The sequence below is a fragment of the Marinomonas pollencensis genome (assembly GCF_003387375.1).
Classification (GTDB): domain Bacteria; phylum Pseudomonadota; class Gammaproteobacteria; order Pseudomonadales; family Marinomonadaceae; genus Marinomonas; species Marinomonas pollencensis.
In genome coordinates, this window is record NZ_QUNG01000004.1 from 284,200 (window position 1) to 307,266 (window position 23,067).

The window sequence follows — 23,067 nt, forward strand, 5'->3', positions numbered from 1 at the left end:
GGCTGGTAGTCTTCATCACACGGCAATCATCAAGCACAAGCCTGCTTATAATGCAGGCTTGAAACCGACTCGAAAACCACCCCAATGCCGACCCTGCACGATAATAGGCACTGACAAATCATGAAGAATTTCGCCAGTATCACGCTTATAGGTCTGTAACAGAAAGCTTTCTTGATGGGCACCACAGCGGCGTCCTGTCGGGTCATCAAAAATACGGCGGCTGCGATTGTTTGCCAGATCGGTTTCGTAGTCTCCCGTTAGTGGCTGATTGAATTTATTATTGTGCGTCGGGAAGTAGCCATTCACATCCACTGCCCCCGCGAAAATCACCTCACTGTGCTGCTCAAGTATTTTTTCCTGATACTGAGGGAAAGTACGATCGGTAAAAGCGTTATACGGTGTGCTGTATTTTTGTGGTCGGGTGTTTTCAATCGCTTGATACTGGGTAGAAAACACTTCATCTTGAGATAATTCACCATCTGCAATTGCCGTCTCAAAAAGCTGAGCAATGGCTTTGGCGGCCTGCTGTGCGGCCGCTACTAAGTCAGAAAAAAACAGTGACTGGTCTACGCTTGCCAACTCTCTAAACACCACTTCAGCCCCGCCACTAAGGCCAGACGCTTCGCTGGATAACTGCTCACTGCGCTGGTTAATATTATCAAGCGCGTCACTGATGCGAGATATAGAGGTGGTAATCTGTAGGCTGGTGGCGCCTAACGATTCACCCGTATGCTCAATCTCAGACAATACCAGAGAGGCCTCTTGCACCTCTCTGGTTAACACCATAAAGCGCTCCGTTTCCCCTAATAAGGTTTCAGAAAGAGACTCACTTAAGGCTTTCAAGGCGGTCATTTGCGTATTGCTTAGCTGGCTATTTTGCCGCACTTCAATCAGCAATTTGGATATTTGTTCTGTCGCATCGGCTGTTTTACCCGCCAAGGCTCGCACCTCATCAGCAACTACGGCAAAACCACGACCTTGATCACCGGCTCTTGCCGCTTCGATGGCGGCGTTTAGTGCCAACAAATTAGTTTGCTCGGACACCCCTTTGATCACCATCGTTATATGATCAATGGCATCGGCACTTTGCGTTAGTTGGCTCAATTGTACGCTGGCCGCTTGGACGTTTTGCGTTAATTCACCCACTTGGTCACGGCTCGTTTGCAACGCAGACTGAGCTATTTGACTGGAGTGCGCCGTATCGCCCATGGTCCGAGCTACCTGAGTTAAATTATCCGATAAGCTCACACTGGTATCAGACAGCGCTTTGGCCGCCAGAGAAATTTGTGAACTGTCATCACTGGTAAAACCAATGTCTTTATTTAAAACATCAACAAAATGGGAGACTTCCGCCGCCCCTATTGCCATGTTTGAAGTCGCCCGTGTGACATTTTTACTCACCTGGGAATAATCTGTTGAAGAGGTTTCTTGGCGCTCTCTAGCACGAGGCACACGGTACAGACCAAGGTCTGCTTGAGTAAGCAAAGCGAGTAAACTAAAAGCACCACCTAGTAGACTATAAAGTGGTGGTATAACGCTTTGAAAATAACCAACCACGAATAAAATCAACAGAGCAAATAGGCTCCCAAGCTGAACATAAGCCATAATCTATCCCTAGCATTTTTTATTAGAATATGCCCCTATCCTAACGTCAGCGAGAGACAAAAGTGTCACACTACGACTAAAGTAGTAGGCGCGCTAAAACACGATCATCTATTAATATGAGCTCCGTTATCCCGCCTTGTTGTCATACCTCTGCTCACATCTAGTCTCAACGCTCAACACGACACCATGACTCTTATTTAGCTTAAATAATGCCGTATCACAGTCCCCTTATTACTGCCTCAGCGGTTCATTCAACAATCTAATAGCCTTCGACTAATTTGAATAAATTATTCCTAAAATCATAAATATAAGGTTTAGATAACCTTTAAATGGCCAAATTAGCACATAAAAAGCAAAACTATTTTGGCCATTAATCGCTACACTAGAAGTACGCTCACAAGGCGAATAATGCCCAAAACAACAATAAATGCCATTGCGCACGATCTGCCAATAGGCTTAATTGAGGATCCGCTCATGTTTACTGACAAAACCAATCAAGACAACTTCTACCTTGAACTTGGCCAGCTGACACCAGACAGTGTGAACCACCTCGCATCTTCCTTTGAGAACTTGCCTGCCAGCCCGTATGCGGACGGTGCATTTCGACTACGCCGTTATTCACGCTTTGTCATGAACAATCAACGATTGTCACGTCTTGCTGCGCAAGCTTTTGTACAAGATGAGAGCATTAATCATTTTCAAGGCAATGTGGTTCGCGTTTACCCTGAAATCGAAGATCAAACGGTTGAAGACCCTGCTTTTACAGAGCTGTTTGAGCACTTCCAGAAAATGGCTGAGGTAAAAGACAATACGCCAATCGAAGTCCATCAACTGCGCATTTTTGCCGACCATAAAACCGCCGAAGTGGCTCCTGAAGGGGTGCACCAAGATGGTTTTGATCGTATTGCTATCTATGTCATGGCACGCCATAACATCCAAGGCGGCAACATCAATATTCATCTTAATGAAAGTAGCCCTGCCATGATTAGCCATGACTTCGATCAAGGAGAGTTCGTGGTGTTAAACGACCGTAAATTTTTCCATAGCGCTCAGCCTATCAACCCTGTCGATGGCGACTTTGGCTACATGGATATTTTTGTTTTAACAGCTAACTTAGTGCACTAATCGTACAAGGTTTATTGGCCTACATAATAGTGGAGAAAAAGATGCACCCTTTAGAGCAATGCCGCGCCTTATTTCCGGCGTTACAATATCAGCACAATGGCCAACCTGCGATTTTTCTAGATGGTCCTGGCGGCTCACAGGTGAGCCAAAGTGTACTCACCGCTATGCAAGATTATCTTGGCCATTTTAATGCCAATTTGGGCGGCGCGTACTTTTCCAGCAAAGAAACAGAAAAGGTCATGCTCCAAGCTCGCTTAGCAGCCAAAGATTTATACAACGCCCGCAGTGAGCAAGAGATTATTTTCGGCGCCAACGCCACCAGCATTAATTTTCATATGAGTCGGGCCATTGCTCGAGATTGGCAAGCAGGTGATGAAATCATTGTCACCAATCTAGACCACTTTTCGAATGTCTCACCTTGGGTATTATTAGCCGAAGAAAAAGGCGTAATAGTACATTATGTACAAGTAAATGAAGACGACTGTACGCTTGACCTAACTCACTTAGAAAGCTTACTCAATGAACGCACTCGCCTCGTTGCGTTCACTTGTGCATCCAATGTAACAGGCTCGATTGTCCCCCTCAATGAGGTGATGCAGCGCGTCAAAAAACACTCTACTGCCCTCACCTACTTAGACGCTGTGCATTATGCTCCCCATCACGCCATTGATGTACAAGCGTTGGGTTGCGACTTTTTAGTATCGTCTGCGTACAAATACTTTGGCCCGCATTTGGGCGTGCTCTACGCAAAAGCCGATACCTTGTCTCAGCTGACACCCTACAAGGTAGCGCCTGCCAAAAACATCGACCCAAATCGCTGGGAAACAGGCACTCAAAACTACGAAGCCATGGCGGGATACATTGCTTGCGTTGATTATTTAGCGTCTCTAGGCGAACAAAATGGTGATCGGCGCACCCGTCTGATATCGGCTTTTGAGCAGATCAGCAATCACGAAGAGGCCTTAAGCCAGACCTTGATCCGAGAGTTACTAAACATCCCTAACCTTACCTTATACGGTATTGAATCTTTAGAGCGTGTCGCAGAGCGCACCCCAACCATAGCTTTTCGCATCAAGGGCATTTCGCCCCGAGCCATTTCAGAATTCTTTGGTGAGCAAGCAATTTGTCTTTGGGACGGCAATTTTTATGCGCAGGGATTGTATGATCAACTGGGTCTAACAGACCAAGGTGGCGTGGTGCGTGTTGGCTGCTTGCATTATAACAGCCAACAAGAAGTGAAGATTTTTTGCCAGAAGCTACAACAGTTAGTCGCGGCATCAAACGCTTAACAGAAAAGCCAAATACAGCACTCGGCGCTGTGTTTGGCTATATCGCTCAGTGACTGATCAATCACTTTGTTCTAAAAGAAGCTGCCAATACCCCACACTGACCCATTGCTCGAACTTAAAGCCAACGTCAGCAAACTCACCGACTTTCTCAAAGCCTAATGCTTCATGTAAGGCAATACTCGCTTCGTTGGGTAACGCAATCACACCGATAACACTTTTGATCTCTTGCTGATGCAGCAAGGCTAATAAAGCTTCGTATAAAATGGTGCCATAGCCTTGCCCTTGCACTTCAGGCATGAGGTAGACCGTTGTTTCTACAGTAAAGCGATAAGCACTGCGATGATGCCATGGTGAAGCGTAGGCATAGCCTAAAACATCCCCTTCCTCGCTTTCCAATACCAACCATGGCAAATCGCTTTTAATGACTTTTTCGACCCGTTCGTGCATCTCATCTGGGGTGATACATGCCTCTTCAAAAGTCACTTGGGTGCTGTCTACATAGACATTATAAATCGCCGTAATTTGCTCAACATCAGAGAATTTAATTTTACGAATTTCCATCATGCCTCCAGAAACTGCTTGGAATAAAATGCCATTTACGTTTAATCATAGACTATCGGAAACACCCGCCAACCAATGGGGTAAAGCAAACCTTTGCAGGCTGGTTTGCGCGGCGACTGCACACGCCTCTAAACTGCCGAAACGCATACCACAACCAGAAATACCCGGCCCGTAATGGGCATATTTACCTGAGTTTGTCATCATGGTTTGTGCTGACATTGGCAAAATGGGCTTATCTATCATGCACCAACAAGTATCTGTAATCCATTCCACACCAAAATCCGTCAATGGCGCAACATAACCTTGCGCTTGTGCAGCATCATAAACAGCGCGACTACAAGTAACGACGACACGCGTCTTATCGGCTTTTTCCTTGCCCGACAAGAGCGCCGTCAGGTGCTCTATTTCACTCAATGAAAAATGCGGATTGCCTAAGCACACCATGTCTATCTGCTCTGCCTTGGTAGAATTCAGCGAATACCAAACGGCAGCAAGTTCAGCCTTACTTAGTGTTACCTGAGTGACATTTTGTTGAGCTATAACCCCTTCTAGGCTGCCTGCTTCCGGCGTCACACCAACAATATGGAACATGGGGGCCGATGAGGTGGTTGCAAATGCCGCCCCTAAGGCTTTTAAATCATCTTGTGTTACCTGTGCCGCCTCTAAACCTACAACAGCAGGAATGCGGCCCTGACTTTGTTTGCCAAGCCAATAGCCTAACAACGGATAAAAAGACTCATCCGCTGTGACAGGCTTAGCCACCTTGACCACTAAATGGGCTTTTCGCTGATTATCCAAATGACAGCCAACATGAGGAGCACGGCCCGTAATAGCAATGCAAATATCTAAATAATCAGGGTATTTTAACGAGCGCGCACCCAATACGCTGTTGGCAAACACCACGGCATTGGATTCTGCCCACGCTATATGCGCACCTTGTTTAGGAGCCGTTGCTAATAAATAAGGTGCACAGGTGTAAGTCGCTGCACAGCCCATCGCTAAATAAGCATCTGCAAGGTCACTGGCAGCTTGTGCAAATTCAGTTGGCACGGATTGTTTTTGCCAACGCTGGCGATCTACCGAGATCGAGTTTAACGAGGTCGGCACCGCAACTTTAGCCCCCCATGACACCAGTGTTTGAGCGAAGCGTAAACCGGCTTCACCGGTATAAATACAACCATCAATATGAGCTTGAGAGACATCTATTAAATGAGGCGCACCTTGCAGCTGTGCCATGCGAATAATAATACGCATGGCCACCTGATGAGCCTTACCATGCTCACCCAATAAACAAGCTTGGTCAAACTCAGATAAGGTCAGCTCAGCAGACGAAATAAGGGGCAGAGTTGTAGGTGGAGCCAATTTGCTAGAGCGACACCATAGGTCCCCGGACACAGACAACCAATCTTCATTTTCTAAATCGTTAAACGCTGCTTTAGACACTTCAATCACAGGAATAGAAGTTTCAAACATTTCCTCCGCAACGAGCACACCTAGGGTTAAAATGTCTTCTGGCTGATTAATAATAATCGCACTGGGCGCAAGGCCTTTTAGCATTAACTCCATTAATACCCCACTGCCCGTACAAGAGCCTCGCCCACAGGGAATAACGAGAACCTTACCTGCTAGCCGTTGGCCAGATAACGGGTGATGACGATCAATCACTTCACTGGTGTCTGGGTCTACCCCTCCCCAAAGGCTTAGGCCTTCATGAGAAAACAGCACCTCCCCCGCCCCTTGTCCGTGAACAAGCACCCTTTGCGCGCGCTTTATGTCGTCATCTTCTAACATCATTACTCCCTTTTTTTAGAGATGAGATTTTCTGCTACCTAAAGACTATCTGTTTTCATTACAAGCTGCACCATCAGGGAACAAGCATGTCGCAAAGAAACAAAAGCGCCCTTCTAGCGCTCAGAAAACACCGTAACTTTGCTCAAAAAACATGTCGATTTGAAAATAAAAAGTAAAGCAAACCCTTATTTTATGGGCAAAAAACGGCGATTTTGTTATAATTATTCGTTAGCTCAACATAAAAGGTAGCCTGCTGGTATCATGCCAATTAGATCTTCATTTGATTCATTGCCCTCTTTTTCGATTCACCCCGAGCAGTTTCAAATACTGCATTCTGCCCGATCTTTCCGTGAGCAGTTACTCGATGCCATTAGAAACGCGAAACAACGCATTTACTTAACCGCACTGTATCTTGAAAACGATGAGGCAGGACAAGCCGTGTTGTCTGCTGTCTATCAGGCAAAACAACAGAATCCTAATTTAGATATTGCCATTTGTGTGGATTGGCATAGAGCACAACGAGGCCTAATTGGCGCAGATAAAAGCCAAGGCAATGCGGCTTTTTACCAAGACTATGCCCAGCAGCACGAACACAAGATTCCCGTTTATGGCATTCCGGTTCGTAACCGAGAAGTTTTTGGTGTCTTGCATCTCAAAGGTTTTATCATCGATGACACCGTTATTTACAGCGGGGCCAGCTTAAACAACATCTACCTTCATCAGCAGCTACGCTATCGATTTGACCGTTATCACGTCGTGACTAATGCAGCGTTAGCCGACAGCATGACAGACTTTATTCGCCAGCAAATGATTGATCATCCAGCGGTATATGACCTTTCTCAAGGTAACCTACCTACCACCAAAGAAATCAGATCAAGCATTAAACGCTTTCGCATTGCCTTATCAAAAGCGGCCTACCAGGTCAGTCATCAAGCAATGGAAAAAGGTCATATTGCCATTACGCCGCTATTAGGAGTTGGCAAGCGAAACAACCAGCTGAATCAAACCATCGTTCAGTTATTGGCGTCTGCCAAACAGGAAATTTATCTCTGCACGCCCTATTTTAATCCACCGAAAACCGTCATTCGAGAAGTAAAAAGAGCGATAAAACGCGGTGTGAAAGTGCATATTATCATTGGCGACAAAACAGCAAACGACTTCTATATTCCCCCAGAACAACCCTTTAAAGTGATCGGTGGCCTACCTTATCTTTATGAAATAACACTGCGTCGTTTTGCCCGTGCCAACGAAAGTTATATTCGCTCTGGCGACCTTGCTATTCATCTATGGAAACACGACGCCAACAGCTATCACCTAAAAGGCATCTGGGTTGACCGACAAGCCATGCTGCTAACTGGCAACAATATTAATCCTCGAGCTTGGTCATTAGACCTTGAAAATGGCCTCTTTATTCAAGATCCTGAAGGTCAATTAGAAGCACAGTTTCTTGCTGAATTCGACAATATACTCACCCATACCCAGCGCATCAAAAGCTATAAACAACTGGAAAGCCTCCGCCATTACCCGGTACGCGTGAAACGACTGCTTAGACGCGTCATTCGCACCCGTGCTGATCGCTTACTAAAGCGTATTCTGTAGCCAAATAAAAGGAGCCCATATGGCTCCTTTTATGTTTCTGTCGCCCTGCTATGCAAGTTTCAGAATCAGCTAATCAAACTTCATCACCTAGCACTTACCCTGTTTAGCACTTAGGTCAGGTTATTCACTTGCTATTGGTTTTTGGGCTGCCTTAAAGCGTCGACGAAATTCACTCGGCGTTAGCCTCATAATTTTCTGAAAAACCTTACGACAGCTCCCCGCATTCTCATAACCTACTTTGATGGCGAGGCTTTCAAATGACTGAGTGGATTCTTCTAGACCATTGCACACAGCTTGGATGCGCAATCTCTGAATATATTCAGAAGGAGTCCACCCTGTGTATTTATGAAAGCGGCGCAGCAAGGTTCGAGGGGTAAGGTTGGCTATTTTCGCCAAACTCACTATACGGTTTAGCTCAGAGTAGTGAGCTTGTAAATAATGCTGCACCGTCAACACGGCTTGATCTCCGTGATCAAAACGAGGAATAAATTGCTGATAATAGGACTGCTCTCTGACCCCCGTATCCATCACCAACGTCTTACTAAGCTGGTTCACTATGCTAGATTGAGTAAAGCGCTGGACCATAGCAATGCCCAAATCCATCCAAGACATCATCCCCCCAGCTGTCATAATATCCCCTTGATCAATTAAGATCTTCGATGTATCCAATTGGTGGCTTGGAAAGCGCTGTCTAAACACCTCAGCCAATCCCCAATGAGTGGTTAAACATCGGTTTTTTGACGCTTCTGTTTCCGCAATAAAAAATGCCCCAGCACAGGCACTAGACAATATCGCCCCTTGCTTATGCTGCTCATTCAGCCAATCTATTAACTTTGGCGAAACAGTCTCGTAAGCCGCTCTATCTAAACTTGGCGGAATCAACACAGCGTGATAACCCTGCTCTGGAAGCGAGGCGCCTAGCAATAGGGAATCTAACCGTAAAATGCTCGTTTCAATTCGTGCCGCTAAGCCGGCTTCTTGGCAAAAACGGTTAGCTAGAATAAACATTTCTTCTAAGCCATATATGGCTGACTTTAAACTGTTTGGGTATTGAATGATGGCAAATTGATAAATTGTCATAGCATTGGCTTTTCTTGTCACTATTGGACTCTAATATGGCAAATTTGCCACTTAGATAGAAGTACTTTTCTCGGCATCATGGTTTTTTATCTTAAGAGGTACAAACCATGAAACAAACCGCATTATTAGTAATTGATGTACAGAATGACTACTTTGATGAAGGGCTTTTCCCCTTATGGAACACCCAGTCTGTGCTGAACAATATCTTAGACACCATGAAGCACGCGTTAGCAAACAACACACCGATTATTTTCATTCAGCATGTTGCCGACCCTGCCGAGGGAGACGCTCCGTTTTTTAACCCTGCAACCCATGGCGTCGAGCTCCACCCACAAATCACAGCACTGGCACCGAACGCTCCCCTTGTCATAAAACATTTTGCAGACTCATTTGAGCAGACAAATCTTGAAGAAGTTTTGTCCTCTTTGAATGTAGAAACATTGCTGTTATGCGGAATGATGACACAACACTGCATTACCCATACAGCCTTATCAGCCTCAGCTGAAAAGTACCAAGTTGAAGTGATTGGGAAAGCCTGCACTACCCGCGAAGCATTACTGCATCATATTGCCCTCGCGGGACTTTCGCGTCGCGTAAACTGTGTTTCTATAGAAAAAGCAGCTTCCTCTTTAGCTGGATAAGCAACAAACGATGCCGAGAAAAACAGGCATCTTAAAGTGCCTGTCCTGTTAAAAAGCAGTGAGAGCACCTAGGTGAAATCAGGGTCAAAGCCCTTTTTGAAAAAGCAGCTTATCAGGACACACACGCTAAAAGCCCCGTGAATACTGACTTATCGGTACTTACTAGGACAGGCATGCTAAGAACTCCGTAAATGCTGACTTGTTAAGATGCCTGTCCTGTTAAAAAGTAGGCAGAGCTTATCAGGACACACACGCTAAAAGCCCCGTGAATGCTGACTTGTTAAGATGCCTGTCCTGTTAAAAAGCATTCTTTTGGAGCTAGGAAGTTGGGTGGGCAAAAAAGGGTTCGACCCTTCGTCTACATGATGCTTATCAGGACACCTCTGCTAAGAGCCCCGTTAATGCTGACTTTTTAATATGCCTGTCCTGTTAAAAGGCTGTCCTGTTAAAAGGCTCTGGCCATGCAACGGAATCTATGACAAATCACTACATAGACGGTCATGAGCAAACTCAGCCATTACAAGTCGCAGCAGGACTAGATATCAGCACAATTGATATGAGTAACATCAACTGGAAAGATCAACGAATCCCCCGAGAGTTAGCTAAACTGATTGATGACGAAGAGAGCTAGCCGCTCTCTTTTTTATACGCGAACAAAAAAGGGCATGAAATAACCCCACCTAAAAGACATCAACAACTAGAAATACAGCGGCTAACCGCTACTAAAAAAGGGATACTGGGGATAAAAACGGGATAAAGAAGAGATAAACAAAAACAAAAAAGGGCTTACAAATTAATGTAAGCCCTTGATTTTATTACTTAAATAAGTGGTAGGGCTAGGCAGATTCGAACTGCCGACCTCATCCATGTCAAGGATGCGCTCTAACCAACTGAGCTATAGTCCTAAAAAGTGTTGGTTATTATACGCAGGAGTTTGGCTTTGACAAGCCCTTGCGGCATTTTTTTGAAGTGTTTGTTTTCTCAGAGGAAAAAGCCTAATTCCATGATCAAACTGGAATCAACAACTCATGCCCAACAACCTCATCAATTAGATGATAAGGAACTTTGTATTCTTTGCCACGGAACTTTACCGTGGCAAATTCATAACACATTGAGAGTACGGTGCAATTGACAATAACACCGTTATCGATCACTCGAACAATATTGTAGTTACGTAATGTGATGGCCATAATATCCTCGCTTTGAGTCCAGTAAGGCGGCGCTTAGCCTTCCCCCACCTCTTTTAATTTTTTTTGTAATTGGCGAATCTGGTCACGATAACCTGCCGCTAGCTCAAACTGTAAGTTCTCTGAAGCAAGCATCATCTCTTTCTGCAATTGCACCATGGCTTTACGCACTTGCGCAACATCTTCCATGCTCTCTACTTGATAATCTTTTGCCGTTTCGGCCACTTTTTTGGTTTGCTTGCCTCGGCCTTTACCAGCGCCTGGGTTGTACGCACCTTCTAGAATGTCTTCAACCGATTTATTAATACCTGTCGGAGTGATGCCATGCTCTTCGTTATAAGCTTCTTGCGTGGCGCGACGACGGGTCGTCTCACTCATCGCGCGCTCCATCGAACCTGTAATTCGATCCGCATAAAGAATCGCTTTACCATTCACATTACGAGCAGCACGACCTATGGTTTGTATTAACGATCGTTCTGAGCGCAAGAAGCCCTCTTTATCGGCATCCAAGATGGCCACTAAGCTGACCTCAGGGATATCCAAGCCTTCTCGCAATAAGTTGATCCCGACGAGAACATCAAACTCACCCAGTCGTAGATCACGAATAATTTCAACCCGCTCGACCGTGTCTATATCCGAATGCAAATAACGCACTCGCACTCCATGATCGTTTAAATAATCGGTTAAATCTTCTGCCATGCGCTTAGTCAATGTGGTGACCAATACGCGTTCGCCGATCGGGGCTCGCTTATTGATTTCAGATAATAAATCATCCACTTGCGTGGCCACAGGGCGCACTTCTAAAATAGGATCAACCAAGCCTGTTGGACGGACAATTTGCTCAACTACCCAATCCTGATGCTCTTCTTCGTATTTGCCCGGCGTCGCTGAGACGAAAATAGTTTGCGGCTTTATTTGCTCCCATTCTTCGAAGCGCATTGGCCGGTTGTCTAATGCCGATGGCAAACGGAAGCCGTATTCAACTAGGTTTTCTTTGCGCGAGCGATCGCCTTTGTACATAGCGCCAATTTGCGGCACGGTCACATGAGATTCATCGATCACTAATAAGGCATTGGCGGGTAAATAATCGAACAATGTTGGTGGTGGCGCGCCCTCTTCTCGCCCAGAGAGATAACGCGAATAGTTTTCGATGCCTGAGCAGTAACCCAGTTCCTGCATCATTTCTAAATCGTATCGAGTGCGCTGCTCAAGACGCTGCAACTCGACCAATTTATTAAGCGATTTGAGCTGCTCTAAACGCTCATCAAGCTCCACTTTAATACGCTCAATCGCCGCCACTACGGTTTCTTTTGGCGTCACATAGTGTGTCTTAGGATAGATGGTTATACGCGGCACTTTTCGAATCGTTTTATTGGTCAGTGGGTCAATCATAGAGAGATTTTCCACTTCATCGTCAAACAGCTCAATACGAATCGCTGTATCTTCAGAGTCCGCCGGAAACACTTCAATCACATCGCCACGTACACGAAAATTACCACGTTCCAGCACCAAATCATTACGGCTGTATTGCAGCTCAGCCAAGCGACGTAATACCGCTCGCTGATCAATCCGATCTCCTCGATCTAAATGCAGCATCATTTTTAAATAAGATTGAGGGTCGCCCAGGCCATAAATCGCGGAAACCGTGGCGACAATAATAACGTCTTCGCGCTCTAATAAGGCTTTAGTCGCAGACAAGCGCATTTGTTCTATGTGTTCGTTGACGGAGGCGTCTTTCTCAATAAAGGTATCCGATGCAGCCACATAGGCTTCTGGCTGGTAATAATCGTAATAAGAGACAAAATACTCAACCGCATTATTTGGAAAAAACTCTTTAAATTCACCATACAATTGCGCGGCCAGCGTTTTGTTATGTGCCATGACTATGGTGGGACGCTTTACTTGAGAAATCACGTTTGCCACTGTGTAGGTTTTACCAGAGCCTGTCACACCGAGCAGCGTTTGATGCGCTAACCCAGCCTCCACACCTTGCACGAGTTTTTCAATGGCTTTAGGTTGATCACCCGCAGGGGCATATGAAGAAACAACTTGAAATTCTTGTGACACGACTTCTTCCTAAGGAGTAACAAACGACTCAATAGAGTAGCAAATTTTTGCCTTCAAATCTGATTATACTAAGAAAAAGACAAGAATATAGAGACACCTACAAGGACGCAAAAAAGGCATTCCACTAGCTTTAATAGGCAAAAGAAAGCCAAGCTAATGTCATATTAGCTTGGCTTTCTGAAAGTCATTCCATCGCTTTTTCAGCAATATAAAGCTACTTTCTCATATCGAGAGCGAATACTTTACTGTGTCGCCTCTTGCCCATCCAGCATTTGCGGCATTCCCGCTTGCACTAGATCGCGGTTACGCTCAACAAGAGCATCGCCTAAACCTTTTACTTCAGATAACTGATCGACGCTTTTAAAAGGGCCGTTTTCGGCTCGGTATGCCACAATCGCTTGGGCTTTTTTTGCGCCGACGCCTGACATTACTGCGGCAATTTGGTCCGCTGTTGCCGTATTAATGTCCAGTGGTTGGGCGGCAAAAGCCAGCAATGGGGAAAGCATAAACATGAGCAGTGAAGCGCGTACAAACGAAGCAATGTATTTAACTAAAGTCATCGTAAAATCCTTTTTATGTGAGTGATATGACGTCCTGCCATAAAAAAACCGTGATCTGCGCTTTAATTAAAAAGAACGGATCACGGTTTTAGCGTAAGAGCTTTTCTGCGATTCTGCAAGTAATCAGAGATTAAGCAAAAACACCCAACTCAGTATTAACCTGAGTTAACACGGCAACAGGGTCAGCGGCTTGCGTAATAGGACGCCCCATTACCAAATAATGGCTGCCTGCTGCCATGGCTTCAGATGGCGTCATAATACGCTTTTGATCGCCTTGTGCAGAACCCGCTGGACGAATGCCCGGCGTCACAAGTACAAAGTCTTTGCCTAGTTCATTAGACAACATTGAGGACTCTTGCGCGGAACAAACGACACCGTCCATTCCCGATGACTGCGCTAAGCTAGCAAGACGTTTCACATGCTGCTCTGGCGTCAAATCAATGCCGATTTCAGCAAGATCCGATTGATCCATACTGGTTAATACAGTGACCGCAATCAGAAGGGTTTGGTTGTCTGCGCGCTGTGCCAGTGCATTTGCTGATGCTTCCATCATACGACGACCACCAGAAGCATGAACGTTTACCATCCAAACACCAGCGTCGGCTGCCACGCTCACTGCGTTCGCCACCGTATTAGGAATATCATGAAATTTCAGGTCTAAAAACACATCAAAATTCAACTTATGCAGCGCATCTAAAATAGCAGGACCTGCTGTGGTAAACAGTTCTTTACCCACTTTAACGCGACATTGACTAGGGTCTAGTCGTTTCGCCATCTCAATAGATTGCGCCATGGTTGGGTAATCTAGGGCAACCACTATAGGGGATTGGCAGCTCATTCAAGGTCCTCTTTTTCTATATTAACTTGCTCACTATTATCCTCAACGACAATAGTAACAATGCGATTTATTACTCTGGGTATTCTACTATTTTTTAGCTTAAAAAAAGCTATTCACCTTCCAGACCATGAATCGGTTTGACCACGCCCCAATTTTTACAACTTGGACACTGCCAATGCAGCTGATAACCAGAAAAACCGCATTGACGACATTGAAACTGTGGTTTTACCTGAGCCAGCTGATCGATCAATTCAAATAACACTTCAAGGTGTTGCTGATTCTGCCCGCGGGAATCTCTCATCTGCAGGTTAATCAGCTCTCGAAAGCCTTTTAATGTTGGGTGCGAGCGTAATTGTTCGACCAAAAACATCTCGGCGTATTCTTTATCATCTTCCATATAATGCTGCGCAAGGGCCAAAATCAAAGCCGCTGATGGCTTCTTCTGATTTTGCTCCTGGAGAAACTTAATAAAGCCACTGCCACCCCAAACACGCTGGTAGCAGTCTTTTAGCTGAGGAATAATGATAGAGATAAACTCTGGATCCTGCTCAGCTACCTGCTTTAATTCTTTGATCGCATCGCGATAACGGCGCTGGCTACTCAGCACATTGGCCGCTCCCACACTGGCTCTAACACAGCTAGGGTCAACCCCTAAAGCCTGCTTGTAATGCTGAAAGGCTTCTTTCCATTGCTCTTTTTTCGATAAAATTTCAGCCATTTCGCAGTGAAAATGCGCCAAGCGCTTAATTTCTTTTTTCGTTGGAGAGTCTTTAATCAACTCACTGCTAATTTGAATGGCTTTATCCCAACTTTGTTCAAACTCATAAAGGTCGACCAACAAGGTTAAGATTTTTGAATGAAATTCGCTCTTCTTAGACGCGGTAGCCATATTGAGAAGCAAACGGCTTGCTCGGTCTAACAAGCCTGCCGACATGAAGTCACTGGCCAGTTCAAGTTGTACCATGCGCATTTCGCGCTGTGTAATTTCTGGCCGTGCAAGTAGGTTTTGATGCACATTGATGGCTTTTTGAATTTCGCCTTTTTTACGAAACAAATTACCTAAAGTGAGGTGAATATCAAAAGTATCAGAATTGACTTCTAGGGAATCAACAAAGGCATCTATGGCCTCTGAGTGCTGGTCATTAAGCAGGTGATTAAGCCCGCGAAAGTAGTCTGGTGGTACACTTTTTTTATCTCGCTTAGGCTTTTTGACCGAGTTTTTCCGCCCCATTGCCCAGCCTAGAAATAGCGCAGCAAAAAGAACAATAAACAACCCAACTTCGGTCAACGCCGTTACTCCTTCCCTACTGACAACTCTTGAGCAAGAGAGGCTTTACGTAAGCTTTCAACCTCATGCTGTACTTTTTCAAGACGTCTATTAAGTACTCGAACTTGGCGTTCAGAACGTAAGTAGGTGACAGAGCTCACCAGCAGAGCAACACAAGCCCCGATAGCGAAAGAGAGAAGCATGTACAAAGCGACACTTAATTCAGGTCCTTGCCAAAAAACCAAATCAAGATGGATAAGCTGGGGGTTTTTGATGGCGAAAAACACACCAACGGCAAGGAAAAAGACAATCAGAATTGTAAAAACAACTCTTTTCAGCCATTTAAGCATAAAACAACCCACCAAATTAGAATGGCAACATTATGCCGTGATAGCTAACAAATTTCGAGGCATAAGACGAAAATTAGTTAAGTTCGTTTATCTCAGCATTAGGAAGATTCACCAATTCACGCAATTCCTTACCTGGTTTGAAGTGCGGAACATACTTTGCCGACAGTTCAACTGACTCACCCGTTTTAGGGTTACGGCCTATTCTTGGTGCTCGGTAATGCAATGAAAAACTACCAAAACCTCTAATCTCGATGCGCTCACCATTCGACAGAGCATCAGACATATGATCAAGCATTGTCTTAATAGCTTCTTCAACATCCTTCACTGGCAAGTGAGATTGCTGATCAATTAACAGTTCTATCAGCTCAGATTTTGTCATTTTCGTCTCCGCGACTATATTTTGATCACACTGTAAGACTAGCTAAATCTAGAAAGAAAGCAATAAGTTATAAAGCTTTCGAGCGAATTTAAAGCATTTTTCCTAAAATTTTTGCAAATAAACACGAGACGATTGCTTCGATAACTGGCATAGACCTTAGTGAGCTTTTATAATGTCGACCATATTTAACACCATTGGAAGATAAAACAATGAGCTATAGTAAAATTCCTGCTGGCAAAGATGTGCCAAATGACATTAACGTAATCATCGAAATCCCGGCTCAAGCAAGCCCGGTAAAATACGAAGTAGACAAAGACATGGACGCGCTTGTTGTTGACCGCTTCATGACGGCTCCTATGTTCTACCCAGCGAACTACGGTTACGTGAACAACACGCTTGCAGACGACGGCGACCCAGTTGACGTACTCGTCATCACTCCATACCCAGTGGTTGCTGGTTCTGTTATTCGCTGCCGTCCAGTTGGCGTGCTAAACATGTCTGACGAAGCTGGTTTGGACGCAAAATTGGTTGCTGTTCCACACGAGAAACTAAGCAAAGAATACGGTCATATCCAAGATGTGAACGACATTCCACAATTGCTACGTGACCAGATCGAACACTTCTTCGAAAACTACAAAACTCTTGAAAAGGGCAAGTGGGTTAAAGTAGAAGGTTGGGCGAACGCTGAAGAAGCGAAAAAAGCCCTAGTTGAAGGCGTAGAAGCTTACAACGCTCAGTAATTATTAATCCGTTAGCCCCCTGGCTAGCGGAGTATTACCGACATAAAAAAACCGATCCTAGGATCGGTTTTTTTATTTCCGGCTCAATAAAACTTATGCTAAAGAGTCTAGGTAACGCTCAGCATCAAGTGCAGCCATACAACCTGTTCCGGCAGAAGTAATCGCTTGACGGTAAATGTGATCGCTCACATCACCAGCGGCAAACACACCTTCAATGCTGGTTTGCGTAGCATTACCTTCTGAACCAGTTTGCACTTTAAGGTAGCCATCTTTCATTTCTAGCTGACCTTGGAAGATGTCTGTATTTGGCTTATGACCAATCGCCACAAAAACACCCGCTACCGCTAGATCTTTCTTCTCACCGGTTTGGCTATTTTTAATACGAACCCCTGTTACACCAGTATCATCACCTAGCACTTCATCTAGCTCTGAGTACCATTCGATTTTCACGTTGCCGTTTTTCGCTTTTTCCAACAATTTGTCAGACAAGATTTTTTCAGAACGGAATTTATCGCGACGGTGAATCACAGTGACAGTTTTCGCAATGTTCGCCAAATACAAGGCTTCTTCAACCGCCGTATTACCACCACCAATCACAGCAACGTCTTGGTTACGGTAAAAGAAACCATCACAAGTGGCACAAGCAGAAACCCCTTGCCCCATAAATTTCGTTTCACTTTCAAGACCAAGGTACTGAGCGCTAGCACCCGTTGAAATGATCAGAGCATCACAAGTGTAAACGCCGCTATCCCCCTCCAAACGGAAAGGACGGTTATTCAGATCCACTTTGTTAACATGATCAAAGATAATTTCAGTTTCAAAACGCTCTGCATGTTTGCGCATACGGTCCATTAATTCAGGACCTTGAACGCCCAGATCATCACCAGGCCAGTTATCTACGTCTGTGGTGGTCGTTAGCTGGCCACCCATTTGCATACCAGTGATCATTACAGGGTTTAAGTTGGCACGAGCCGCATAAACTGCAGCGGTATAGCCAGCAGGGCCAGACCCTAAAATCATTAATTTAGCGTGTTTCACATCGCTCATGTAATTTGCTCCTGTAAATAAGTGTTTTCTGACAAAAATGGCCAGATAAAATTCTTGAGGCGGATTCTAACGAATCTACGCCAAAATGCTTAGCGAAAAATGTTAATAACTAAAATAGGGATCTTCTATGGCTTTTCAACCGCGTCGTATCGCCGTTTGCGCAGTTCGAGTACCACAAAAGGCACATTCAGGATCTTGAGTTAAGCGCATCTCACGCCAACGCCCTTCTAAACCATCGAATAATTTCAGCAAGCCGTGCTCTACTCGCCCACAACCACTGGCAATTTTAATGGCATCCAACGCCTGCAACACGCCTAAAGAACCTACTACAGGGCCAATCACACCGCTCTCGCTGCAACTGAGCTGGCTATCAGACATTGAAGGGTAAAGGCATTCATAACAAGGGGTGTCATTTTGCTCATAGCGAAAGCTAATCAACTGACCTTCCCAACGTATCGCTGCCGCACTGACTAACGCAGTGTTTGCTGCGAAACACGCTCGATGAATGCTTTGACGGGCTTGATAATTGTCGGTGCAATCGAGCACCACACTGGCTTTCGCCACGGCTTGCGCAAACGTGTCTGCCACCAAATGCTCTGTAATAACGTGAATATTACAGTCTTTGTTTTTGGCGAGCAGTTCTGCTTTTGCCGCATCCGCTTTGTTATGGCCAAGATAGGACTCATTATAAAGAACTTGGCGTGGCAAATTACTCAACTCTAGATGATCACCGTCTGCTAGTATTAATTCACCAACGCCAGCTGTGGCCAAATAGGTGGCCGCAATATTTCCCAAGCCACCCATACCAACCACCAAGATGGTGGCACTCGACAAAGCTAATTGCCCTTCTATATCAAAGGTGGGAAGCAAAAGTTGTCGGCTATATCGATCAAGCTGTGATTCGTTCATTTTTCTCTTACATTTATTTTAGATAACTGCCCGATCGGTCAATGTTTTGATAAAATAAAACCATTAACTTATTCAGCGGACAAAAAGTATGAAATTCCCAGGTAGACGTAAAATCAAACACTATTTCCCGGTTTCTGAAGCAAAGCCTATTTTGCCTACCTCTGAAGTTCGTCCTGATAAAGACACCTATATTGTCGGGCTAGACGAGACCATTGTCGATGTTATTGCCAATATCTCTGATGATTTTCTAACAAACTTCAACATTCAAAAAGGCTTATCTAACTTAGTCGATGTTGATACCGCCTCTGCCATATATGAAAGATTAACCGCCGAGCAAAGCATTTCTGATCACTTTGCTGGCGGCACCATCGGCAACACCATACATAACTACTCAGTGTTAGCCGATGACAAATCCGTGCTACTTGGCGTTATGTCCGCCAACATCGCGTTAGGCTCACCAGCTTATCACTACATTTGCCATACCAGCAGTAAGGTTGATATGAATCACCTACAAGGTGTGAGCGGTGATATTGGCCGTGGTATCACCTTAATCACTCCCGATGGCGAGCGCACCTTTGCCATTGCTCCTGGAGATATGGATGAACTTAGCCACGACCACATTCCTGAAGAGATTATCGCTGGTGCCGCGGCCTTTGTTAGCTGTGCCTACCCATTGCGTCATCAAGGAAAACCCATTAAACAGGCGATGCTAACCTCTATGGCTTATGCCAATAAGCACCATATTCCCACTGTGTTAACCCTTGGCACTAAACACCTGGTTGACGACCATCACGACGAGCTGCTTGAGCTCATTAAACGCGATGTAAATGTATTGGCCATGAACGAGCTTGAAGCCGAAGCATTAACCGGCTTTGCGGATCCATTACAAGCGGCCGATGCGATTCTAGATTATGTGGACATGGTATTGCTTACCGCAGGGCCAGATGGCTTATATTTATGTGGCCATACAGAAAGCAGCCTAAAGCGAGAGACCACCAACCCAATAAAGTCCGCCAATATTGCAGACTTTAATCGCTGGGAGTTCAGCCGCCCAATGATGCGCCAAGCGTGTGAGAACCCGATAAAAGTCTTTTCTCATATTGACCCATATATGGGTGGCCCAGAAAAAATCCGCAACACCAATGGCGCTGGGGATGGCGCCTTGTCGGCATTGCTACACGACATTTCTGCCAACCATTTTCACCGCGAAGCCCAACCTAATTCAAGCAAACACGCGGCCCCTTTCTTGGCTTACTCTTCTTTTGCGCAAATATGTAAATACGCCAATCGCGTGAGCTATGAAATTCTCGCACAAAGCGCTCCACGCTTATCTCGTGGCCTTCCAGAGCGAGAAGACAGCTTGGAAGAGGCTTACTGGGACCGTTAAGCAAAGCCTCCCAATAAGCGCTATTTTAGACATAAAAAAACCATGCTTCGGCATGGTTTTTTTTGCGTATGCACTTAATGGCAAGGCATTTGATTACATTGCTTCAAGGCCAAGCGCGTCATTAGGCTCAAACATACGGTCTAATTCAAGCAAGATCACCAATTCATCGTCTTTCTGATAAACGCCCTGAATGAACATCAAAGCATCATCGTTACCGACACTTGGGCTCTGCTCAATTTCACCTTGGTAAAGATAAAATACTTCTTGAACAGCATCGACCAATAGACCAATTTGCTCGCCATCGTGCTCAATAATGATGATACGAGTGTCATCCGTAATAGTGCATTCAGGCAAACCGAAACGGACACGCGTATCGATTACCGTCACTACGTTACCACGTAAATTAACGATACCTAGAACAAAAGAAGGCGCACCAGGCACTGGAGCTATTTCACTGTAACGAAGCACTTCTTTGATTTGTAAAACATTAATGCCGTAAGTTTCATCGATCAATTTAAAGGTAAGATATTGTAGCAATTCACCTTTCTTGCTATCCGCTAAGGCTTTTCCAGATTCTTTAATTGGCGCCAACTCTGACATGACTTACTTCCATATTCGATTTTATTAAAACAATAACGCGGAGCCATTGCATCAATGACTCCGCGTAAAACCTAGCTCAGAAAGAACCCACAATTAGTTTTCTTGTTCAATACCAACAATCGTCCAATTGCCTTTCTCATCTGACATATTCTTTTCCAAGTGCCAAACTTCATTGGTATCAGAAGTTTGGTCGCCTTCTTTGATCCAGCCCGAGAATTTTAGTGAGATGGACGCGATAGAGCCAATAAACTCACCACGAACAAGCTCAACCATCAAGGAGATCACTTCAGTGCGAGGCATGTTTTCACCATGCTTGGCTCTTTCTTCCTGAAGCATAGTATAAAGATCAGCACTTACATAGCTGCGGATCTCGTCAAAGTCATTATTGTCCCACGCTTTTTGCAGTGCAATATAATGATTCTTTGCTTCAGCAACAAACGCTTGCTCGTTGAATCCTGGTGGCAACTGAAACTCTGGTTGGCCACCAAAACCTGGCACGCCAGACATTGGAGATGGTGTAAATTGATCGCGTGTAGAAGTCGCTGCTTCACGATTCATTGTTGTGCCATAACCTGCTGCTTGAGCCTGTGCTGCACGACGTTTTGGCGCGATGAAAAACTTGTAGATCAAGAAGCCAATCACAGCGAACAATAAGATATCGCCGAATGAAATGCCGTCAAATGCGCCGCTGCCCATTAGCGCAGCAAAAATACCACCAGCCAACAAGCCGCCTAATAGGCCGCCACCTAGACCACCAAGAAAACCACTTTTCTTCGGTGCTGCGGTGTTAGTCGCTTTCGGAATAGTAGAAGCACTGCTGCTCTTTGATTTAGAAATAGAAAAGCTCTTACCAAAGCTCTTTCCGCCACCAAATTTCTTCGCTTGGACATCCGCGCTAAAACCGCCTACGCCCATTGCTAGAACAAACGCCATTAACATGGCATATACTGTTGATTTCACAAAATTCTCCAATTTATTTGAAATTGACAAGACCCACGGCATTGCGAAGGTCGGAAATAAGTCCACGCACACGAGCTCGTGCTTTTTCTGCACCCGCTTGAAGAATCGCTTCCACTTGTGCAGGGTTTGCCATCAGTTCTAGATACTTTTCACGAGGCTCAGCTAGTTGACCATTGATCAACTCAAAAAGTTCCTTCTTCGCTTGCCCCCAAGCAATACCTTCTGCAAATTTATTGCGCATTTCTTCTGTTTGCTCTGGTGTTGCAAAAGCTTTATAGATATCAAACACAGTTGAGTCATTTGGATCTTTTGCTTCGCCTGGCTCTAATAAATTGGTTTTAATCTTATTAATGCCTTTTTGAAGTTTTTTCTCAGTATCAAAAAGCGGAATTGTATTGTTGTAACTCTTACTCATTTTGCGGCCATCTAGGCCTTTCAAAATAGAGCCTTCTTCGCCTACAACCGCTTCTGGCAAGACAAAGTGCTGACCGAATAAATGATTAAAACGACCGGCGATATCACGCGCCATCTCAATGTGCTGAATCTGATCTCGACCCACAGGCACTTTATTGGCATTAAATGCCAAGATATCTGCCGCCATTAATACTGGGTAGCAGAATAAGCCCATGGTAATACCAAAATCTGGGTCTTGGTTGTCGGCTATATTTGCATCCACAGACGCTTTATAAGCGTGGGCGCGGTTCATTAACCCTTTTGAGGTAACACAGGTCAGCAGCCAGTTCAGTTCAGCAATTTCAGGAATATCGGATTGACGGTAAAAAGTTGCTTTGTCAGTATCCAAGCCACAAGCAAGCCAGGTCGCGGCGATTTCTTGGCGCGACTGCTGCACGCGTGCAGGGTCTTGGCATTTAATCAAAGCATGGTAATCGGCCATAAAAAAGTAGGCGTCAGTATCTTCTTGACGACTTGCTTCAATTGCTGGACGAATCGCCCCCACATAGTTTCCTAGGTGCGGTGTACCTGAAGTTGTAATACCGGTTAAAACAATTTCTTTTGCCATTACTGCTACTACTCTCTTGTTACTGTATTTAGTGTCAAAATTTGCGCCTACCCTACCATAAAAG

Annotated in this window: 23 protein-coding genes and 1 tRNA gene; 7 read left to right on the top strand and 17 right to left on the bottom strand. The window is 45.0% G+C overall.

All coding sequences use genetic code 11. From position 1 onward, the window contains the following. Window positions 1-45 precede the first annotated feature (45 nt). The gene (locus tag DFP81_RS08095; protein ID WP_115897267.1) at window positions 46-1,605 is read right to left on the bottom strand and encodes a methyl-accepting chemotaxis protein; all 1,560 of its coding nucleotides are present in this window, start codon (window positions 1,603-1,605) and stop codon (window positions 46-48) included. Window positions 1,606-2,079: 474 nt separating this feature from the next. On the opposite strand from DFP81_RS08095, the gene DFP81_RS08100 reads away from it, so the two are divergent. Both DFP81_RS08100 and DFP81_RS08105 read left to right on the top strand, forming a co-directional pair. Then, entirely contained in the window at window positions 2,080-2,730 is a 651-nt protein-coding gene (locus DFP81_RS08100; protein WP_115897331.1) for a 2OG-Fe dioxygenase family protein, read from the top strand. Between the two features lie 41 nt (window positions 2,731-2,771). Further along, window positions 2,772-4,019, top strand: coding sequence for a cysteine desulfurase-like protein (locus DFP81_RS08105; protein WP_115897268.1), 1,248 nt, complete (start codon window positions 2,772-2,774; stop codon window positions 4,017-4,019). A 57-nt stretch (window positions 4,020-4,076) separates the two neighbouring features. Here DFP81_RS08105 and DFP81_RS08110 read toward each other — a convergent pair whose 3' ends face one another. Both DFP81_RS08110 and lhpI read right to left on the bottom strand, forming a co-directional pair. Beyond that, window positions 4,077-4,580, bottom strand: a complete 504-nt coding sequence (locus tag DFP81_RS08110; protein WP_115897269.1) for a GNAT family N-acetyltransferase — start codon at window positions 4,578-4,580, stop codon at window positions 4,077-4,079. Between the two features lie 45 nt (window positions 4,581-4,625). After that, the gene (gene lhpI / locus DFP81_RS08115; RefSeq protein WP_115897270.1) at window positions 4,626-6,374 is read right to left on the bottom strand and encodes a cis-3-hydroxy-L-proline dehydratase; all 1,749 of its coding nucleotides are present in this window, start codon (window positions 6,372-6,374) and stop codon (window positions 4,626-4,628) included. Between the two features lie 258 nt (window positions 6,375-6,632). On the opposite strand from lhpI, the gene pssA reads away from it, so the two are divergent. After that, a complete protein-coding gene (gene pssA, locus DFP81_RS08120; RefSeq protein WP_220342874.1) occupies window positions 6,633-7,970 on the top strand; it encodes a CDP-diacylglycerol--serine O-phosphatidyltransferase in 1,338 nt (445 codons plus the stop codon). A gap of 120 nt (window positions 7,971-8,090) precedes the next feature. On the opposite strand, the gene DFP81_RS08125 is transcribed toward pssA, so the two are convergent. After that, window positions 8,091-9,050, bottom strand: a complete 960-nt coding sequence (locus DFP81_RS08125) for a GlxA family transcriptional regulator (RefSeq protein WP_115897332.1) — start codon at window positions 9,048-9,050, stop codon at window positions 8,091-8,093. 107 nt (window positions 9,051-9,157) lie between these two features. On the opposite strand from DFP81_RS08125, the gene DFP81_RS08130 reads away from it, so the two are divergent. Both DFP81_RS08130 and DFP81_RS18210 read left to right on the top strand, forming a co-directional pair. Further along, window positions 9,158-9,691, top strand: coding sequence for a cysteine hydrolase family protein (locus tag DFP81_RS08130; RefSeq protein ID WP_115897272.1), 534 nt, complete (start codon window positions 9,158-9,160; stop codon window positions 9,689-9,691). Between the two features lie 475 nt (window positions 9,692-10,166). After that, complete coding sequence (locus DFP81_RS18210; RefSeq protein ID WP_181903058.1) at window positions 10,167-10,322, top strand: hypothetical protein; 156 nt, start codon at window positions 10,167-10,169, stop codon at window positions 10,320-10,322. A 197-nt stretch (window positions 10,323-10,519) separates the two neighbouring features. Here DFP81_RS18210 and DFP81_RS08135 read toward each other — a convergent pair. The 8 genes from DFP81_RS08135 to ihfB all read right to left on the bottom strand — a co-directional run bounded on the left by DFP81_RS08135 (window position 10,520) and on the right by ihfB (window position 16,357). Next, window positions 10,520-10,596, bottom strand: a tRNA-Val gene (locus DFP81_RS08135). 102 nt (window positions 10,597-10,698) lie between these two features. Then, entirely contained in the window at window positions 10,699-10,881 is a 183-nt protein-coding gene (locus tag DFP81_RS08140) for a hypothetical protein (protein WP_115897273.1), read from the bottom strand. A gap of 33 nt (window positions 10,882-10,914) precedes the next feature. Further along, window positions 10,915-12,945: an excinuclease ABC subunit UvrB gene (gene uvrB / locus DFP81_RS08145; RefSeq protein ID WP_115897274.1), complete on the bottom strand. Its 2,031-nt coding sequence runs from the start codon at window positions 12,943-12,945 to the stop codon at window positions 10,915-10,917. Window positions 12,946-13,187: 242 nt separating this feature from the next. After that, a complete protein-coding gene (locus tag DFP81_RS08150) occupies window positions 13,188-13,505 on the bottom strand; it encodes a ComEA family DNA-binding protein (RefSeq protein ID WP_115897275.1) in 318 nt (105 codons plus the stop codon). A 130-nt stretch (window positions 13,506-13,635) separates the two neighbouring features. Beyond that, on the bottom strand, window positions 13,636-14,343 hold the full coding sequence (pyrF, locus tag DFP81_RS08155) for an orotidine-5'-phosphate decarboxylase (RefSeq protein WP_115897276.1): 708 nt from the start codon (window positions 14,341-14,343) through the stop codon (window positions 13,636-13,638). 109 nt (window positions 14,344-14,452) lie between these two features. Continuing rightward, the gene (lapB, locus tag DFP81_RS08160) at window positions 14,453-15,631 is read right to left on the bottom strand and encodes a lipopolysaccharide assembly protein LapB (protein ID WP_115897277.1); all 1,179 of its coding nucleotides are present in this window, start codon (window positions 15,629-15,631) and stop codon (window positions 14,453-14,455) included. Window positions 15,632-15,636: 5 nt separating this feature from the next. Then, complete coding sequence (locus tag DFP81_RS08165) at window positions 15,637-15,960, bottom strand: LapA family protein (RefSeq protein ID WP_115897278.1); 324 nt, start codon at window positions 15,958-15,960, stop codon at window positions 15,637-15,639. 73 nt (window positions 15,961-16,033) lie between these two features. After that, window positions 16,034-16,357 carry an integration host factor subunit beta gene (gene ihfB / locus DFP81_RS08170; protein ID WP_281272028.1) on the bottom strand — a complete coding sequence of 108 codons (324 nt, stop codon included), beginning with the start codon at window positions 16,355-16,357 and terminating at the stop codon, window positions 16,034-16,036. A 191-nt stretch (window positions 16,358-16,548) separates the two neighbouring features. Between ihfB and ppa the strand changes: the two genes are divergently transcribed. Further along, on the top strand, window positions 16,549-17,079 hold the full coding sequence (gene ppa / locus DFP81_RS08175; RefSeq protein ID WP_115897280.1) for an inorganic diphosphatase: 531 nt from the start codon (window positions 16,549-16,551) through the stop codon (window positions 17,077-17,079). A gap of 93 nt (window positions 17,080-17,172) precedes the next feature. On the opposite strand, the gene trxB is transcribed toward ppa, so the two are convergent. Then, the gene (gene trxB, locus DFP81_RS08180; protein ID WP_115897281.1) at window positions 17,173-18,126 is read right to left on the bottom strand and encodes a thioredoxin-disulfide reductase; all 954 of its coding nucleotides are present in this window, start codon (window positions 18,124-18,126) and stop codon (window positions 17,173-17,175) included. Window positions 18,127-18,261: 135 nt separating this feature from the next. Next, window positions 18,262-19,035, bottom strand: a complete 774-nt coding sequence (locus DFP81_RS08185) for a HesA/MoeB/ThiF family protein (protein ID WP_115897282.1) — start codon at window positions 19,033-19,035, stop codon at window positions 18,262-18,264. 88 nt (window positions 19,036-19,123) lie between these two features. On the opposite strand from DFP81_RS08185, the gene DFP81_RS08190 reads away from it, so the two are divergent. After that, window positions 19,124-20,422: an inosine/guanosine kinase gene (locus DFP81_RS08190; protein WP_115897283.1), complete on the top strand. Its 1,299-nt coding sequence runs from the start codon at window positions 19,124-19,126 to the stop codon at window positions 20,420-20,422. Window positions 20,423-20,515: 93 nt separating this feature from the next. On the opposite strand, the gene DFP81_RS08195 is transcribed toward DFP81_RS08190, so the two are convergent. From DFP81_RS08195 to DFP81_RS08205, 3 genes are all read right to left on the bottom strand, one after another. Then, the gene (locus tag DFP81_RS08195; protein WP_245959118.1) at window positions 20,516-21,022 is read right to left on the bottom strand and encodes a chemotaxis protein CheW; all 507 of its coding nucleotides are present in this window, start codon (window positions 21,020-21,022) and stop codon (window positions 20,516-20,518) included. A gap of 93 nt (window positions 21,023-21,115) precedes the next feature. Continuing rightward, window positions 21,116-21,982 (bottom strand): Tim44 domain-containing protein, encoded by an 867-nt coding sequence (locus tag DFP81_RS08200; RefSeq protein ID WP_115897284.1) that lies wholly within the window; start codon window positions 21,980-21,982, stop codon window positions 21,116-21,118. 13 nt (window positions 21,983-21,995) lie between these two features. Further along, window positions 21,996-23,003, bottom strand: coding sequence for a tryptophan--tRNA ligase (locus DFP81_RS08205; RefSeq protein WP_115897285.1), 1,008 nt, complete (start codon window positions 23,001-23,003; stop codon window positions 21,996-21,998). Window positions 23,004-23,067: the final 64 nt, after the last annotated feature.

Excerpts from the sequence above, each read along its gene's own strand:
- DFP81_RS08165 (WP_115897278.1), bottom strand. The coding sequence starts at position 15,960 with ATGCTTAAATGGCTGAAAAGAGTTGTTTTTACAATTCTGATTGTCTTT.
- DFP81_RS18210 (WP_181903058.1), top strand. The coding sequence starts at position 10,167 with ATGACAAATCACTACATAGACGGTCATGAGCAAACTCAGCCATTACAA.
- DFP81_RS08150 (WP_115897275.1), bottom strand. The coding sequence starts at position 13,505 with ATGACTTTAGTTAAATACATTGCTTCGTTTGTACGCGCTTCACTGCTC.
- DFP81_RS08130 (WP_115897272.1), top strand. The coding sequence starts at position 9,158 with ATGAAACAAACCGCATTATTAGTAATTGATGTACAGAATGACTACTTT.
- DFP81_RS08110 (WP_115897269.1), bottom strand. The coding sequence starts at position 4,580 with ATGGAAATTCGTAAAATTAAATTCTCTGATGTTGAGCAAATTACGGCG.
- DFP81_RS08190 (WP_115897283.1), top strand. The coding sequence starts at position 19,124 with ATGAAATTCCCAGGTAGACGTAAAATCAAACACTATTTCCCGGTTTCT.
- DFP81_RS08125 (WP_115897332.1), bottom strand. The coding sequence starts at position 9,050 with ATGACAATTTATCAATTTGCCATCATTCAATACCCAAACAGTTTAAAG.
- DFP81_RS08185 (WP_115897282.1), bottom strand. The coding sequence starts at position 19,035 with ATGAACGAATCACAGCTTGATCGATATAGCCGACAACTTTTGCTTCCC.
- ppa (WP_115897280.1), top strand. The coding sequence starts at position 16,549 with ATGAGCTATAGTAAAATTCCTGCTGGCAAAGATGTGCCAAATGACATT.
- DFP81_RS08105 (WP_115897268.1), top strand. The coding sequence starts at position 2,772 with ATGCACCCTTTAGAGCAATGCCGCGCCTTATTTCCGGCGTTACAATAT.
- pssA (WP_220342874.1), top strand. The coding sequence starts at position 6,633 with ATGCCAATTAGATCTTCATTTGATTCATTGCCCTCTTTTTCGATTCAC.
- DFP81_RS08195 (WP_245959118.1), bottom strand. The coding sequence starts at position 21,022 with ATGTCAGAGTTGGCGCCAATTAAAGAATCTGGAAAAGCCTTAGCGGAT.
- pyrF (WP_115897276.1), bottom strand. The coding sequence starts at position 14,343 with ATGAGCTGCCAATCCCCTATAGTGGTTGCCCTAGATTACCCAACCATG.
- DFP81_RS08095 (WP_115897267.1), bottom strand. The coding sequence starts at position 1,605 with ATGGCTTATGTTCAGCTTGGGAGCCTATTTGCTCTGTTGATTTTATTC.
- DFP81_RS08100 (WP_115897331.1), top strand. The coding sequence starts at position 2,080 with ATGTTTACTGACAAAACCAATCAAGACAACTTCTACCTTGAACTTGGC.
- lhpI (WP_115897270.1), bottom strand. The coding sequence starts at position 6,374 with ATGATGTTAGAAGATGACGACATAAAGCGCGCGCAAAGGGTGCTTGTT.
- DFP81_RS08205 (WP_115897285.1), bottom strand. The coding sequence starts at position 23,003 with ATGGCAAAAGAAATTGTTTTAACCGGTATTACAACTTCAGGTACACCG.
- trxB (WP_115897281.1), bottom strand. The coding sequence starts at position 18,126 with ATGAGCGATGTGAAACACGCTAAATTAATGATTTTAGGGTCTGGCCCT.
- DFP81_RS08140 (WP_115897273.1), bottom strand. The coding sequence starts at position 10,881 with ATGGCCATCACATTACGTAACTACAATATTGTTCGAGTGATCGATAAC.